The sequence below is a fragment of the Stenotrophomonas sp. ZAC14D1_NAIMI4_1 genome, from assembly GCF_003086775.1.
In the GTDB taxonomy this organism is placed as follows: domain Bacteria; phylum Pseudomonadota; class Gammaproteobacteria; order Xanthomonadales; family Xanthomonadaceae; genus Stenotrophomonas.
In genome coordinates this window covers 2,212,934-2,228,003 of sequence record NZ_CP026001.1, presented here as the reverse complement: position 1 = coordinate 2,228,003, position 15,070 = coordinate 2,212,934, and the positions used below count along the sequence as shown (strand labels likewise).

At 67.1% G+C, this 15,070-nt stretch carries 11 protein-coding genes; 7 read left to right on the top strand and 4 right to left on the bottom strand.

Going from position 1 to position 15,070, the window contains the following annotated elements; translation table 11 throughout:
- The first annotated feature begins 257 nt into the window (after positions 1 to 257).
- The 7 genes from C1927_RS10340 (at position 258) to C1927_RS10310 (ending at position 8,149) form a co-directional block, all read left to right on the top strand.
- A complete protein-coding gene (locus tag C1927_RS10340; RefSeq protein ID WP_108746624.1) occupies positions 258 to 632 on the top strand; it encodes a type II toxin-antitoxin system Phd/YefM family antitoxin in 375 nt (124 codons plus the stop codon).
- Positions 632 to 1,264, top strand: a complete 633-nt coding sequence (locus C1927_RS10335) for an AAA family ATPase (protein WP_079221770.1) — start codon at positions 632 to 634, stop codon at positions 1,262 to 1,264. The genes C1927_RS10340 and C1927_RS10335 overlap by 1 nt, the downstream gene beginning before the upstream one ends.
- 115 nt (positions 1,265 to 1,379) lie before the next feature.
- On the top strand, positions 1,380 to 1,970 hold the full coding sequence (gene betI / locus C1927_RS10330; RefSeq protein WP_079221769.1) for a transcriptional regulator BetI: 591 nt from the start codon (positions 1,380 to 1,382) through the stop codon (positions 1,968 to 1,970).
- A gap of 42 nt (positions 1,971 to 2,012) precedes the next feature.
- On the top strand, positions 2,013 to 3,485 hold the full coding sequence (gene betB / locus C1927_RS10325) for a betaine-aldehyde dehydrogenase (protein ID WP_108746623.1): 1,473 nt from the start codon (positions 2,013 to 2,015) through the stop codon (positions 3,483 to 3,485).
- A gap of 81 nt (positions 3,486 to 3,566) precedes the next feature.
- Positions 3,567 to 5,249 carry a choline dehydrogenase gene (betA, locus tag C1927_RS10320; RefSeq protein WP_079221767.1) on the top strand — a complete coding sequence of 561 codons (1,683 nt, stop codon included), beginning with the start codon at positions 3,567 to 3,569 and terminating at the stop codon, positions 5,247 to 5,249.
- A 190-nt stretch (positions 5,250 to 5,439) separates the two neighbouring features.
- Positions 5,440 to 7,116, top strand: a complete 1,677-nt coding sequence (locus C1927_RS10315; RefSeq protein WP_079221766.1) for a long-chain fatty acid--CoA ligase — start codon at positions 5,440 to 5,442, stop codon at positions 7,114 to 7,116.
- A gap of 160 nt (positions 7,117 to 7,276) precedes the next feature.
- Positions 7,277 to 8,149, top strand: a complete 873-nt coding sequence (locus tag C1927_RS10310) for a crotonase/enoyl-CoA hydratase family protein (protein WP_079221765.1) — start codon at positions 7,277 to 7,279, stop codon at positions 8,147 to 8,149.
- Between the two features lie 57 nt (positions 8,150 to 8,206).
- On the opposite strand, the gene C1927_RS10305 is transcribed toward C1927_RS10310, so the two are convergent.
- From C1927_RS10305 to C1927_RS10290, 4 genes are all read right to left on the bottom strand, one after another.
- Entirely contained in the window at positions 8,207 to 10,378 is a 2,172-nt protein-coding gene (locus C1927_RS10305; protein WP_108746622.1) for a response regulator, read from the bottom strand.
- The gene (locus C1927_RS10300) at positions 10,375 to 11,520 is read right to left on the bottom strand and encodes a two-component system response regulator (protein WP_108746621.1); all 1,146 of its coding nucleotides are present in this window, start codon (positions 11,518 to 11,520) and stop codon (positions 10,375 to 10,377) included. Before C1927_RS10300 ends, C1927_RS10305 begins: the two co-directional genes overlap by 4 nt.
- 201 nt (positions 11,521 to 11,721) lie before the next feature.
- Complete coding sequence (gene lysS, locus C1927_RS10295) at positions 11,722 to 13,233, bottom strand: lysine--tRNA ligase (RefSeq protein ID WP_108746620.1); 1,512 nt, start codon at positions 13,231 to 13,233, stop codon at positions 11,722 to 11,724.
- A 162-nt stretch (positions 13,234 to 13,395) separates the two neighbouring features.
- Positions 13,396 to 15,036 (bottom strand): acetolactate synthase large subunit, encoded by a 1,641-nt coding sequence (locus C1927_RS10290; protein WP_079221761.1) that lies wholly within the window; start codon positions 15,034 to 15,036, stop codon positions 13,396 to 13,398.
- Between the last annotated feature and the right edge of the window lie 34 nt (positions 15,037 to 15,070).

The window sequence follows — 15,070 nt, the reverse complement described above, 5'->3', positions numbered from 1 at the left end:
TGCGGAGGCGCGCGAACCCGTGGTTCGCAAACGCGCCTCCTCGCCCACCACGGCGGCCTGCTGCAGTACGTGCTGCGCCAGCTGGCCAGCAAATAAGCTGGTAGCGCCGGGCCGTGCCCGGCGGCGGTTGGACAACGGCCGGATCGACAACGATCCGGCCGTTTCTGCAATCCGTACGGTTTTCATATTTTTCCCGATTCATGCAATTCGCATGAAACAGGCGTAAGGTGGGCCCATACCCCCGCTGGAGCCCCGCCATGCTTCACCTGCCCGTCCGCTTCGACCCGATCAACGAGCTGACCCACACCACCGCCTCGTCGGTGAAGGAGCACTGGCGCAAGGTCATGCAGGAGGTCCGCGACCAGCGCATGGTGGTGGTCACCAACCACAACGAGCCGCAGGCGGTCATCGTCTCCATCGAGCAGTACCGCGCCCTGCAGGCCCGCGTGGAAGCGCTGGAATCCTCGCTGGACGAACTGCGCGGGCAGGCCCCGGGCCTGGCCGAACTGCGCGCCGGCTTCGACCAGCGCCTGGCCGTGCTGCAGCAGGCCCAGTCCGGTGACACCGCGCGTGCGCTGCTGCGCCGCCCGGCGCGCCTGAAGGGGCAGGTCAAGGCCGGCACGGGGCACTGATGTCTCGACCGTTCCTGTACGTCCTTGCCGGCGTCAACGGCGCCGGCAAGAGTTCGGTGGGCGGCCACGTACTGCGCGAGGCCGGGCTGGACTGGTTCAATCCGGATACGTTCGCCCGTGGCCTGCGCGAGCTGTCGGGCCAGTCCCAGGCCGAGGCCAACGCCCAGGCCTGGCAGGAAGGCGTCAACCGCATCCGCGATGCCCTCGAACGGGGCCACAACCATGCCTTCGAAACCACCCTGGGCGGCAATTCCATCGCCGCCCTGCTGCATGAAGCCAGCCACAGCCACGACGTGCTGATGTGGTTCTGCGGGCTGTCCAGCCCGGAGCAGCACATCGCGCGCGTGCAGGCACGGGTGCGCAGCGGCGGCCACCCCATCAACGAGGCCGACATCCGCCGGCGCTGGCCACTGGCCCAGCAGAACCTGGTGCGGCTGATGCCGGTGCTGGCCCAGTTGCAGGTCTACGACAACAGCGCCGATGCCGCCCCCGGCGAGGCCGTGCCCGATCCGCAGCTGCTGCTGCAGATGGAGGATGGCCAGGTGCTGTACCCCGAAGCGGACGACCTTGCCCAGCTGGCGGCCACGCCCGCCTGGGCCGCCCCCCTGCTGGAAGCCGCCCTCCGCCTGTAAACCCGGGGGTACAGCCCCGATGTCCACACTGGCTTCACTGTTTGTTGATTGAACGTTCAATCAACAAACGCGATACTGTCCACCTCGGGCCAACGCCCATGCCCCAGGTGAGACCGTGCCGAAGAAAGGCATCGAACCCATCCGCCGCGAGCAGCTGATCCAGGCCACCTTCCAGGTCATCCACGATATCGGCCTGGCCGATGCCACCGTGGCCACCATCGCCCGCCAGGCCGGCCTGTCCACCGGCATCGTCGCCCACTACTTCGGCGACAAGGCCGGCCTGCTCAACGCGGCCATGCGGCAGATCCTCAATGAACTGAAGGACGCGTTCGCCCACTGCCGGGCCCGCGCCGATGCAGACCCGCGAGCCCAGCTGCGCGCCCTGGTCGATGGCAACTTCGACCAGACCCAGACCAGCGGCCCGGCCATGCGCGTCTGGCTGACCTTCTGGGCGGCGAGCATGCACCAGCCGGAACTGGCCCGCCTGCAGCGCATCAACGACCAGCGGCTGTATTCCAACCTGGCCCATCAGTTCCACCGCGCGCTGCCCGCCGGACGCGCCCGCGACGCCGCGCGCGGGCTGGCCGCGATGATCGACGGCCTGTGGCTGCGCGGCAGCCTGGTGGGCGGCCCGTTCGACACCGCCGCCGCACGCGCGCTGGCCTACGCCTATATCGACTTCCAGCTGCAGCCCGAGGGCGTATAAGCAGCCTCAAGCCCTTCCCCCTTTGTTTCCAGGAGTGCCCCCATGTCCCCCCTGCCCGTACAGCAGCTCTACATCCACGGTCAACGCGTCGACGCCACCAGCGGCAAGACCTTCCAGAGCATCAACCCGGCCAACGGCGAGGTGCTGGCCGAGGTGCAGATCGCCAGCCAGGCCGACGTCGAACGCGCGGTGCAGAGTGCCGCCGAAGGACAGAAGGTCTGGGCGGCGATGACGGCGATGGAGCGCTCGCGCATCCTGCGCCGCGCCGTCGATATCCTGCGCGAGCGCAACGATGAGCTGGCCCGGCTGGAAACCCTGGACACCGGCAAGGCGCTGGCCGAAACCACCACGGTGGACATCGTCACCGGCGCCGATGTGCTGGAGTACTACGCCGGCCTGGCCACCGCCATCGAAGGCATCCAGCTGCCGCTGCGCGAATCGAGCTTCTTCTACACGCGCCGCGAACCGCTGGGCGTGGTCGCCGGCATCGGTGCCTGGAACTACCCGATCCAGATCGCGCTGTGGAAATCGGCGCCTGCGCTGGCCGCCGGCAACGCCATGGTGTTCAAGCCCTCCGAAGTGACCCCGCTGACCGCGCTGAAGCTGGCCGAGATCTACACCGAAGCCGGCGTTCCGGACGGCGTGTTCAACGTGGTGCAGGGCCCGGGCGGCGAGATCGGCAACTGGCTCACCGAGCATCCGGTGATCGAGAAGATCTCCTTCACCGGCGGCGTGGCCACCGGCAAGAAGGTGATGGCCGCGGCCGCGTCCTCCTCGTTGAAGGAAGTGACCATGGAACTGGGCGGCAAGTCGCCGCTGGTCATCTGCGATGACGCCGACCTGGATCGCGCCGCCGACATCGCGGTGATGGCCAATTTCTTCAGCTCCGGCCAGGTCTGCACCAACGGCACCCGCGTGTTCGTGCCGCGCGCCCTGCTGGCCGCGTTCGAAGCCGCCGTAGTCGAGCGCGTGAAGCGCATCCGCATCGGCGACCCGCAGGCGGCCGACACCAACTTCGGCCCCATGGTCAGCTTCCCGCACATGCAGAACGTGCTGCGCTACATCGAGAGCGGCAAGGCCGAAGGCGCGCGCCTGCTGGCCGGCGGTGGCCGTGCCGGGGAAGGCGCACTGGCCGAAGGTGCCTACGTGCTGCCGACCGTGTTCTCCGACTGCCGCGATGACATGACCATCGTCCGCGAGGAGATCTTCGGGCCGGTGATGAGCATCCTCGCCTACGACGACGAGGAGGAAGCCATCCGCCGCGCCAACGACACCACCTTCGGCCTCGCTGCCGGCGTGATCAGCCGGGACATCAGCCGCGCCCATCGCATCATCCACCGCCTCGAAGCCGGCATCTGCTGGATCAACACCTGGGGCGAATCGCCGGCGGAAATGCCGGTAGGTGGCTACAAGCAATCCGGCGTCGGCCGCGAGAACGGCCTGTCCACGCTCGGCCACTACACCCGCATCAAGTCGGTGCAGGTCGAGCTGGGCGACTACGCCAGCGTGTTCTGAAGCCGGCGCCAACGCGCGCTGGATCGACATTCCCGCCGGGAGGCCTGCGCAACGCGCGTCCCGGCCCGCAGGAGAACCAACATGAGCACCCCCAACGAGTACGACTACATCATCATCGGCGCTGGTTCGGCCGGCAACGTGCTGGCCACCCGCCTCACCGAGGATGCCGATGTCAGCGTGCTGCTGCTGGAAGCCGGTGGCCCGGATTACCGCCTCGACTTCCGCACCCAGATGCCGGCCGCACTGGCCTACCCGCTGCAGGGCAAGCGCTACAACTGGGCGTACAAGACCGACCCGGAGCCCTTCATGAACAACCGCCGCATGGATTGCGGCCGCGGCAAGGGCCTGGGCGGCTCATCGCTCATCAACGGCATGTGCTACATCCGCGGCAACGCGATGGACTATGACCACTGGGCCAGCATGCCCGGCCTGGAAGACTGGACCTACCTGGACTGCCTGCCCTACTTTCGCAAGGCTGAGACCCGCGACATCGGCGCCAACGACTACCACGGCGGCGATGGCCCGCTGCGGGTGACCACGCCGAAGGCCGGCAACAACGAACTGTTCGCTGCCATGGTCGAAGCCGGCGTGCAGGCCGGCTACCCGCGCACCGACGACCTCAACGGCTACCAGCAGGAAGGCTTCGGCCCGATGGACCGCACGGTGACCCCGCAGGGCCGCCGCTCCAGCACCGCCCGTGGCTACCTGGACCTGGCCAAGCCGCGCCCGAACCTGACCATCGTCACCCACGCCCTCACCGATCGCATCCTGTTCTCAGGCAAGCGCGCGGTCGGCGTGCAGTGGCTGCACAACGACCAGCCGCAGCGTGCCACTGCACGCCGCGAAGTGCTGCTGTGCGGCGGCGCCATCGCCTCGCCGCAGATCCTGCAGCGCTCCGGCGTCGGCCCGGCCGACCTGCTGCGCAGCCTGGACATCGACCTGGTGCACCACCTGCCGGGTGTCGGCGCCAACCTGCAGGATCACCTCGAGATGTACCTGCAGTACGAGTGCAAGAAACCGGTATCGCTGGCCCCGGCGCTGAAGCTGCACAACCAGCCGGCCATCGGCGCCGAATGGCTGTTCATGGGCACCGGCATCGGCGCCAGCAACCAGTTCGAAGCCGGTGGCTTCATCCGCAGCGACGAGGCCTTCGACTGGCCGAACCTGCAGTACCACTTCCTGCCGGTGGCGATCAATTACAACGGCTCCAACCCGATCAAGGCGCACAGCTTCCAGATGCACGTCGGCTCGATGCGCTCGCCCAGCCGCGGCCGCGTGCAGGTGGTGTCCAAGGATCCGCGCGTGCACCCCAGCATCCTGTTCAACTACATGTCGCACGAGCAGGACTGGCGCGAGTTCCGCGCCGCCATCCGCATCACCCGCGAGATCTTTGCGCAGCCGGCGCTGGCGCCGTACAGCGGCCGCGAGATTTCGCCGGGCCGCGAGCTGCAGACCGACGCACAGATCGACGGTTTCGTCCGCGAGCACGCCGAGACGGCCTACCACCCCTCGTGCACCAACAAGATGGGCCACGCCGATGATCCGATGGCGGTGGTCGACGGCCAGGGCCGTGTGCACGGGTTGGAAGGCCTGCGCATCGTCGATGCCTCGATCATGCCGCAGGTGGTCACCGGCAACCTCAACGCGCCGACCATCATGATCGCCGAGAAGCTGGCCGACGTGATCCGTGGCCGCAGCCCGCTGCCGCGCAGCACCGCGCCCTATTACAAGGCCAACGGCGCCCCGGCGCGCAGCCGCAGCTGACGCATACGCCTGTCAATCCTTCGGGTAGTGCCGGCCGCTGGCCGGCTCCTTCAGTGCCGGCCAGCGGCCGGCACTACCGGACACAGACGCCCCCTTCGCGTTTTCCCTACGGAACGGTATGCTGCTGCGAGCGGTTCTGGCGGATACTGTCCGCGCCGCACCCATCAAAAACGATTCCTGGAGGGGGAATATGAGTCTGGATCGTCCCTGGCTGCAGAGCTATCCGAAAGGCGTTCCCGCCGAAATCGACATCAACGAGTTCCATTCGGTAGCTTCGGTCTTCGACGCTTCCGTCGCGAAATTCCGCGACCGTCCCGCCTACTCCAGTTTCGGCAAGGTCCTCACCTACGGCGAAACCGATGCCCTGGTCGAGCAGTTCGCCGCCTACCTGCTGGGTGAGCTCAAGCTCAAGAAGGGTGACCGCGTCGCCCTGATGATGCCCAACTGCCTGCAGTACCCCATCGCCACCTTCGGCGTGCTGCGCGCCGGCCTGACCGTGGTCAACGTCAACCCGCTGTACACCGCGCGCGAGCTGAAGCACCAGCTGGTCGACGCCGGCGTCAGTGCGCTGGTGGTGGTGGACAACTTCGGTGACACGGTCCAGCAGGTCATCGCCGACACCCCGGTCAAGCACGTCATCACCACCGGCCTGGGCGACCTGCTCGGCCTCAAGGGCACGATCGTCAATTTCGTGCTCAAGTACGTCAAGAAGATGGTGCCCAACTACCATCTGAAGGGTGCGGTCCGCTTCCGCCAGGCACTCAAGCTCGGCAGCCGCCACACCCTGCCCAAGGTCGAGATCGACCACGACGACGTCGCGTTCCTGCAGTACACCGGCGGCACCACCGGCGTCGCCAAGGGTGCGATGCTGACCAACCGCAACCTGATCGCCAACATGCAGCAGGCTTCGGCCTGGATCGGCGCGTCGGGCATCGAGCCGGGCAAGGAGTGGATCATCACTGCCCTGCCGCTGTACCACATCTTCGCGTTGACGGCCAACGGCCTGGTCTTCATGAAGTTTGGCGGCTGCAACCACCTCATCACCAACCCGCGCGACATGAAGGGCTTCGTCAAGGAGCTCAAGTCGGTGCGCTTCACCGCCATCACCGGCGTCAACACCCTGTTCAACGGCCTGCTCAACACCCCCGGCTTCGACACTGTCGACTTCTCCTCGCTGAAGGTGACCCTGGGTGGCGGCATGGCCGTGCAGCGTGCGGTGGCCGAGCGCTGGAAGAAGGTGACCGGGGTGACCCTGGTCGAGGCCTACGGCCTGACCGAGACCTCGCCGGCGGCCTGCATCAACCCGCTGGACCTGAAGGAATACAACGGCGCCATCGGCCTGCCGATCCCGTCCACCGATGCCTGCATCAAGGACGACAACGGCAATGTCCTGGCCATGGGCGAGGTGGGCGAGCTGTGCATCCGCGGCCCGCAGGTGATGAAGGGCTACTGGCAGCGCCCCGACGAGACCGCCACCGCCATCGATGCCGACCAGTGGCTGCACACCGGCGACATGGCGAAGATGGACGAGCAGGGCTTCTTCTACATCGTCGACCGCAAGAAGGACATGATCCTGGTGTCCGGCTTCAACGTGTACCCGAACGAAGTCGAGGACGTCATCGCGATGATGCCGGGCGTGCTGGAAGTGGCCGCCGTCGGTGTACCGGACGAGAAGTCCGGTGAAGTCGTGAAGGTGGTCATCGTGAAGAAGGACCCGAACCTGACCGCCGAAATGGTCAAGGAACACGCACGGGCCAATCTCACCGGCTACAAGCACCCCCGGATCGTGGAATTCCGTAAGGAACTGCCGAAGACCAACGTGGGCAAGATCCTGCGCCGCGAACTGCGCGATACGCCCGCCCCGTAAGGGTCTGCTCCAGGTTGAATGCTTTCAGGCCCGGGTCGGCAACGACCCGGGCCTTTTCGCATGCGTGGCCACGTGCCCGGTGTAGCATCGCCGCGTGTGTGGACCGTTCGGCCCGCCGGCCACCACTTCTCTCTACGGGCCGCATGCCGAGGACACTTCAATGAGCACCATCGAAAAGCTGCCGACCAGTGGTTCGCCCTACGCCACCATCCGTACGGACGACCGCAACAACGACACCGCCCACTGGCTGTTCATGCATGCCGATGCTGCGACGGGTATCCGCCCGTGCTGCCGCAAGGACATGCTGGACGAAATGTGGAGCTACATGAGCGCCATCACCCGCGGCCCGGCGCAGCGCCACAGCGGGCAGCTGCGCCACTTCGTGCTGGCCTCCGATGCCGCCGCGTACAACCTGGGTGGCGATCTGGACCTGTTCACCCGGCTGATCCGCGAAGGCAACCGCGACCTGCTGCTGACCTACGCCCAGCGCTGCGTGGAAGGTGTGCATCACCTGCACACCGGTTTCGGCGGTGACGTGCGCTCGATCGCGCTCATCCAGGGCGATGCGCTGGGCGGCGGCCTGGAAATGGCCCTGGCCTGCCACACCATCGTGGCCGAGGAAGGCTGCGGCATGGGCCTGCCGGAAGTGCTGTTCGGCCTGTTCCCGGGCATGGGCGCCTATTCCTTCCTGTGCCGCCGGGTGTCGCCGCAGCTGGCCGAGAAGATCATCCTCGATGGCCGCGTCTACAGCGCCGAGGAAATGCATGCACTGGGCGTGGTCGACGTGCTGGTGAAGAAGGGCGAAGGCCGCGCCGCCGTCGAAGACATGATCCGCCAGCAACAGCGCCTGCCGCAGTCGTACCTGGCCATGAACGCAGCGCGCAACCTGGCGCAGGCGGTCAGCTACGACGAACTGCTGGAAATCACCAAGGTGTGGGTCGATTCCGCGCTGGCCCTGGGTGACCGTTCGCTGCGCACGATGGATCGCCTGGTGAAGGCGCAGACCCGTCGCGCCGGCCTCGACGCGGCCTGATTGCTGTCCTCCCCCTCTGGGTTCAAGCCCGGCTGGCCACCGGGCTTTTTTTCGCTGCTACCGCTCCATGTCGTCGGCGGCACCGCGGGCCCTGCGCTCGGCGCGCGCGTCCAACGCGTGACGCCCTTCCTTGATCGCGCCCTGCAGTACGGCCAGGCGCGCGCGCCACTCGGCCTTGAGCTGCCAATCGGCCATCCGCATCAACTCGCCGGCGCGGTTGGCGGCGCGCACCAGGCCCAGGTTGCCGGCCACGCCCTTGATCGCGTGGGACTGCTCGCGGAAGGCATCCCAGCGACCAGCCTCGCCCTCGCCTTCGGCCTTGCGCAGGCAGTTGTCGGCATCTTCCAGGCACTGGCGGATGAACTCGCGCTCGAACCCATCGCCCATGCCCAGCGAAGCCAGCTCGTCCAGCACGCCGGTGTCGAGCACGCCATCGAGGTTGGTCGCGGTACGCACGATCGGCGGCGCCGACGCCTTCAGCTGGGCGTTGTTGGCGATCTCCGCCAGGGTGTCCAGCAGGCGCACGGCCACGACCGGCTTGGCCAGGAACGCGTGCGCGCCGGCCTGTGTGCAGCGCTGGATCGCCTCCGGGGTGACGTCGGCACTGAGCACCAGCACCGGCGTGCGCGGGCCACCACCGGACTGCATCACCCGCAGCTCCTTCAGCATGTCCAGCCCACTCATGCCCGGCATGTGCAGGTCGACGATGGCCGCGTCGAATTCGCTCTCGGCCAGCGCATCCAGCACCGCCTCGCCCCCATCGACGCACATCACCTTGTGCCCGGCCTTCTGCAGCAGGCGCTGCAGCACCATGCGATTGGCCTCGTGGTCGTCCGCCACCAGGATCTGCATGCTGCGCACGCGGGCCCGATGGCGCAGGAAGGGGTCGGCGAAGGCGATCACGTTGCCACCCGGGCCCACGTCTTCGCCGGCCGCCACGCTCGGCACCGCACCGGCCACCACCGGCTGCGGCGGCGCGAACGGCAGTTCAACCCAGAAGTGGCTGCCCTGCGGCGGGTTGTCGAGATAGCCGATCTCGCCGTCCATGGCCTCGACCAGGCCCTTGGCGATGGTCGTGCCCAGGCCGGTGCCTTCGTGGCGACGGGCCATGCTGACGTCGGCCTGCTCGAACGCTTCGAACAGCCGCGGTCGCATCGCCACCGGGACGCCGATGCCGGTATCGATGATGTCGAAGCGCAGGCGCACCGAACCCTGGGTGTCGGCGTGGACGAGGCCCACGCGCACTTCCACCTTGCCGTGATCGGTGAACTTCACCGCGTTGCCGGCCAGGTTGAGCAGGATCTGCCGCAGGTGACCGACGTCGCCCCGCAGCGTGGCCGGAACGTTCGCAGCCACCTTCACCCGGTAATCGAGATGCTTGGCCTTGGCCTGTGGCAGCAGGATCAGGCCGATCGCCTGGACCACGTCGGCCAGCACGAAATCCTCGGCCACCACGCGCAGCTTGCCGGCCTCGATGGCGGAGATGTCCAGCACCTCCTCGACCAGCGCCAGCAGGCTGCGGGACGAGGCTTGGATGGTGTTCAGGCACTCGCGCTGCTCATCGTCCAGGCGGGTGGTGGCCAGCACTTCGGTCATGCCACTCAGGCCGTTGAGCGGGGTGCGGAACTCGTGGCTCATGTTGGCCAGGAAGCGGCTCTTGGCTTCACTGGCGCGGCGCGCCTCGGCCATGGCCTTGGTCAGCTGCTTGAGCAGGGTCGAGAAGTACAGCGGCACGGCCGCCAGCCCCAGCCAGAGGCCGATGGCCAGGCGCAGGTTCTGTTCCCAGTACGGGGTCAGCAGCACGGTGCTGCCGAAGCTGACCATCGCCATCGCCACGGCGACGTAGAGGTAGTTGTTGCCGAAACGCATGCCGTTGCCGACGGTCACCCACATCACCACGATGTAGACCCACGACAGCGGCTCGCCCATCTGGATCATGCCCGCGGCGATCAGCCCGTAGTCGGCCAGCATGCCCAGCACGCGGCGCGGGTCCGAACGCCCGGGCTTCCACAGCAGCCAGCCGAACAGCAGCAGCGACAGCGACAGTCCGGTCAGCACGATGGCCAGCACGCCCACGTACTGGTCGTGCGGCAGATCGTGGCGCGGTGCCGGCAGCAGCACATAGGCCAGGATCAGGCTGATCAGGACGATACGGACGATCTGCTGCCCATGCTCGCTGTCGTGGCGCTGGGACAACCGCAGGCGGGCCCGCGACAGCAGGGATGTCACGCGCCCATCCCCGGCCGCGCCGACGCGGTGGAATGGTCGGCGCAGATCTGTTCCAGCGCTTCGCGGCCACGCAGCAGCGCATCCACGCAGCGCGGGTCGAACAGGCGCCCGCGCTGGGCGTACAGGTACGCCAGGGTTGCCTCGAACGTCCACGCTTCCTTGTAGGGGCGCGGCGAGATCAGGGCATCGAACACATCGGCGACCGCGACGATGCGTGCTTCCAGCGGGATCGCGTCGCCGACCAGGCCATCGGGGTAGCCGCTGCCGTCATAGCGCTCATGGTGGCGCAGCGCGATCAACGCGCCGACCTGGATGAAGCGGTTCTGGCTGCCGCTGAGCAGCTCATGGCCGATGCGCGGATGCCGGCGCATGATCGCCAGCTCCTCGTCGTTGAGCTTGCCCTGCTTGAGCAGCACCGCATCGGGAATGGCGATCTTGCCCATGTCGTGCAGGGGCGCGGCCATCTCGATCAGCTTGACCTCTTCCTCAGGCAGTCCCAGCTGCTCGGCGATCAGCCCGGCCACGCGCGCCATGCGCTCGAGGTAGGCGCTGGTGCCGGCATCACGGAACTCGATGGCGCGTGCCAGCCGCGAGAGGGTCTCGCGTTCGCGCTCCTCCACCTCGTGCATGCTGGCCAGCAGCCTCTGTTCCAGCGACAGCGCGCGTTGCTTCACATTCTCGGCCTGCTGGCGCAGCTGCAACAGGTTGTAGCAGCGCGCCCGCAGCTCGCGCGGGCGGATCGGCTTGACCAGGAAATCGATGACGCCCGCTTCCAGCGCGGCCTGCCGGATCGGCTCGTCGCCGACCACGGTGATCAGGATCACGGGAATATCGCGGTGCTTGGGCAGCCGGCGGAAGCGGCGGGCGAATTCCAGCCCGTCCATCTCCGGCATGCGGTAGTCCAGCAGCAGCAGGTCAACCGGGTACGACTCGCACCAGGCAAGTGCGGTGAGTGGATCACCAAAGTCGTGCACGCTCAATTCGGGCGCGATGTCTTCAATGACATGGCGCAGCATCGTCCGTGCGGACGTCTGGTCATCGACGATGACGATGTTCAAGGCGTTCTCTGCCTGCCTTCTCGACCACGCTGGAAGATCAGCCAGCGAGGATACCCCGCCGCTGTGCACACTGGCACCCTGCATAGGCACGACTCCCGTCACGAGCGTCCCCGGTTCATGATCGTCGTCACAATGTGAAGCGGGTTCTTCACATCGTCCCTCCCCAACCCCATCAAGCCACAGTGGGTGTCAAGGCCGTGCAACAACCATACGCCGAGTAAGCATCGCGTCAATGGCGCCGCCCGGATCCGGAACGGCGCGCACAGTCGGGAGCGGTACTGCGTCTTACTGCTCGGGGCGCATGTACGGGAACAGGAGCACGTCGCGGATCGAGCTGCTGCCGGTCAGCAGCATCACCAGGCGATCCACGCCGATGCCCAGTCCACCGGTCGGGGCCATACCGTACTCCAGCGCACGGATGTAATCGGCGTCGTAGTGCATGGCCTCGTCGTCGCCACCTTCCTTCGCGGCCACCTGGGCCTGGAAGCGCTGCGCCTGGTCTTCCGGATCGTTCAGCTCGGAGAAGCCGTTGGCCAGCTCCTTGCCGTTGACGAACAGCTCGAAGCGGTCGGTGTAGCCCGGATCGTTGTCGTTGGCACGGGCCAGCGGCGAGACTTCCACCGGATGGTCGGTGATGAAGGTCGGCTGGATCAGGGTGTGTTCGACGGTCGCTTCGAAGATTTCCAGCAGCAGCTTGCCCCAGCCGTAGGACGGCTTGACGCGGATCTTCAGGCGCTCGCAATGGCGCAGCAGCGCCTCGCGGTCGGTGCAGTCGGCCGCCGAGATTTCCGGATTGTGGTGGCGCACCGCCTCGTCCATGCGCCAGCGGCGGAAAGCCGGGCCCAGGTCGATCTTCGCCCCGTCCCATTCCACTTCGGTGCCGCCGTTGACGGTGGTGGCCACGTCACGGATCACGCCTTCGGTCAGGTCCATGATCTCGTTGTACGTGGCGTAGGCCTCGTACAGCTCCATCATGGTGAACTCCGGGTTGTGGCGGGTGCTGACGCCTTCGTTGCGGAAGTTGCGGTTGATCTCGTACACCCGCTCCAGGCCGCCCACGGTCAGGCGCTTGAGGTACAGCTCCGGCGCCACGCGCAGGTACAGGTCCAGGTCCAGCGCGTTGTGGTGGGTGGTGAACGGCTTGGCCGCTGCGCCGCCGGGGATGTAATGCATCATCGGCGTCTCGACTTCCAGGAAGTCGCGGTTGTCCAGCCACGCGCGCATGGCGCGGATGATCTTGGAGCGCTTGATGAAGACCGCGCGCGATTCCGGGGTCACGATCAGGTCGACGTAACGCTGGCGGTAGCGCTGCTCGACGTCGGCCAGGCCGTGCCACTTGTCCGGCAGCGGGCGCAGCGACTTGGTCAGCAGGCGGATCGATTCGGCCTTGACCGACAGTTCGCCGGTCTTGGTGCGGGTCAGGGCGCCTTCGACGGCGATGATGTCGCCCACGTCCCAGCCCTTGAAGGCGGTGTAGGCATCGCCCAGCGTGCCGCCCTGCAGGAACAGCTGGATGCGGCCGGACTCGTCCTGGATCTGCGCGAAGCTGGCCTTGCCCATGATGCGCTTGGCCATCAGGCGGCCGGCCATCTTCACCTGGCGGCCGTTGCCTTCCAGAGCCTCGGCGGTCCAGGTGTCGGCATCGGCGAATTCGGCCTGCAGCTGCCCGGCAAAGTCCTCGCGACGGAAGTCGTTCGGGTACGCGATGCCCTGCCCACGCAGCGATTTGAGTTTCTCACGGCGCTCGGCGATCAACTTGTTTTCGTCGACGGGGGGGGTATCGGTAGCTTCGCTCATGGATCTGCGGGAATCGTGTAGTGAGGGGGGAGGTTGCGCCCGGCACAGCCGGTTGCCCAGCATACCAAAACCGCCCTGCCCCGGCCCCGCCGCAGCCGGTAGCTCCGGGCCATGCCCGGCGTTCAGTCGCCCAGAATCCGCCGGGCGTGGCCCGGCGCTACCTCAGGCATTCCCGGGGAACGCCTGCCGCAATTCCTCCACCAGCACCCGCTGGTTCTCCGAATAGTCCACCGGCACCGACACCAGGTGCACCCCACCCTCGTTGAAGGCGGCTTCCAGGGTCGGGATGAACTGCTCGATGGCCGTCACCTCATGGCCCTTGCAGCCGTAGGCCTCGGCGTACTTCACGAAATCCGGGTTGGTGAAGGTCATGCCATAGTCGGTGAAGCCGTCCACCGCCTGCTTCCAGCGGATCATGCCGTAGGCGCCGTCGTTGAGGATCAGCACCACCAGGTTCAGGCCCAGCCGGCGCGCCGTCTCCAGCTCCTGGCTGTTCATCATGAAGCCGCCATCGCCGCAGACCGCCAGCACCCGCCGCTGCGGATACAGGATCGAGGCCATGATCGCCGACGGCAGGCCCGCCCCCATCGTCGCCAGGGCATTGTCCAGCAGCAGCGTATTGGCCACCTGGGTGCGGTAATTGCGCGCAAACCAGATCTTGTACATGCCGTTGTCCAGCGCCACGATGCCGTCCGGCGGCATCACCTGGCGCACGTCATGCACGAGCCGCTGCGGGGTGAACCCGTCCTCCTCGGCACGATCAGCGAGGTGCTCCAGGATGGTCGCGCGCAGCGGCAGCAGCGCATCGGCGTTGGCCACGGCACCTTCGATGCGGTCGCCGAGCTGGGTCAGCGACCGGCCGATGTCGCCGATCACCTCCACCTGCGGGAAATACACCTGCTCCACCGCCGCCTGCGAATAACCGATATGGATGACCGTCGGACCACCCGGACGCATCACGAACGGCGGCTTCTCGGTCACTTCGTGGCCGATGGTCACGATCACATCGGCCTGGTCGATGGCCATGTGAACGTAGTCGCGCTCGGTCAGCGCCGCGGTGCCCATGTACAGGCCCGAGCCACCGGCCACCGCGCCCTTGCCCATCTGCGTGGTGAAGAACGGAATGCCGGCGCGCTGCACGAAGGCCGACAGCGCCTCGCTGGACTGCGGCCGCGACGCCGCCGAAGCGATCATCAGCAGCGGTCGCTTTGCGGTACGGATGATCTCCGCCGCGCGGTCCAGCGCTTCCGGGCTGGCAATCGGCCGGTCCACCGCGTGGGTGGGAATCAGCGCCACATCCTCGACTTCGGTGGCGGCGATGTCCTCGGGCAGCTCCAGCAGCACCGGGCCGGGGCGCTCCTCCTGGGCCACGCGAAAGGCCTCGCGGACGATGGTCGGAATGGTCCGGGCCGAGACGATCTGCCGGGCCAGCTTGGTCAGCGGCTTCATCGTGCTGACGATGTCCACGATCTGGAAACGCGCCTGCTTGCTGGCGACGATGCCCTTCTGGCCGGTGATCATGATGACCGGCCACGCGCCCAGCAGCGCATAGGCCGCGCCAGTGGTGAAGTTGAGCGCGCCGGGGCCGAGGGTGGCCAGGCACACGCCCGGCTTGCCGGTCAGGCGGCCGTACGTGGCCGCCATGAACACCGCCGCCTGCTCGTGGCGGGTGATGACCAGCTCGATGCTGGAATGGCGCAGCGACTCGACCACGTCGAGGTTTTCTTCGCCGGGAATACCGAAAATGCGCTCGACGCCTTCGTTCTCAAGTGCGGCGACAAGCAGATCTGAACCCTTTGACATTGGAATGCCGTCCTTTTCGCTGGACTGATGGTGG

Coding starts and splice junctions, on each gene's coding strand:
- lysS (WP_108746620.1), bottom strand. CDS start 13,233: ATGAGCGAAGCTACCGATACCCCCCCCGTCGACGAAAACAAGTTGATC.
- C1927_RS10310 (WP_079221765.1), top strand. CDS start 7,277: ATGAGCACCATCGAAAAGCTGCCGACCAGTGGTTCGCCCTACGCCACC.
- C1927_RS10300 (WP_108746621.1), bottom strand. CDS start 11,520: ATGCAGGGTGCCAGTGTGCACAGCGGCGGGGTATCCTCGCTGGCTGAT.
- C1927_RS10335 (WP_079221770.1), top strand. CDS start 632: ATGTCTCGACCGTTCCTGTACGTCCTTGCCGGCGTCAACGGCGCCGGC.
- betA (WP_079221767.1), top strand. CDS start 3,567: ATGAGCACCCCCAACGAGTACGACTACATCATCATCGGCGCTGGTTCG.
- betB (WP_108746623.1), top strand. CDS start 2,013: ATGTCCCCCCTGCCCGTACAGCAGCTCTACATCCACGGTCAACGCGTC.
- C1927_RS10340 (WP_108746624.1), top strand. CDS start 258: ATGCTTCACCTGCCCGTCCGCTTCGACCCGATCAACGAGCTGACCCAC.
- C1927_RS10290 (WP_079221761.1), bottom strand. CDS start 15,036: ATGTCAAAGGGTTCAGATCTGCTTGTCGCCGCACTTGAGAACGAAGGC.
- C1927_RS10315 (WP_079221766.1), top strand. CDS start 5,440: ATGAGTCTGGATCGTCCCTGGCTGCAGAGCTATCCGAAAGGCGTTCCC.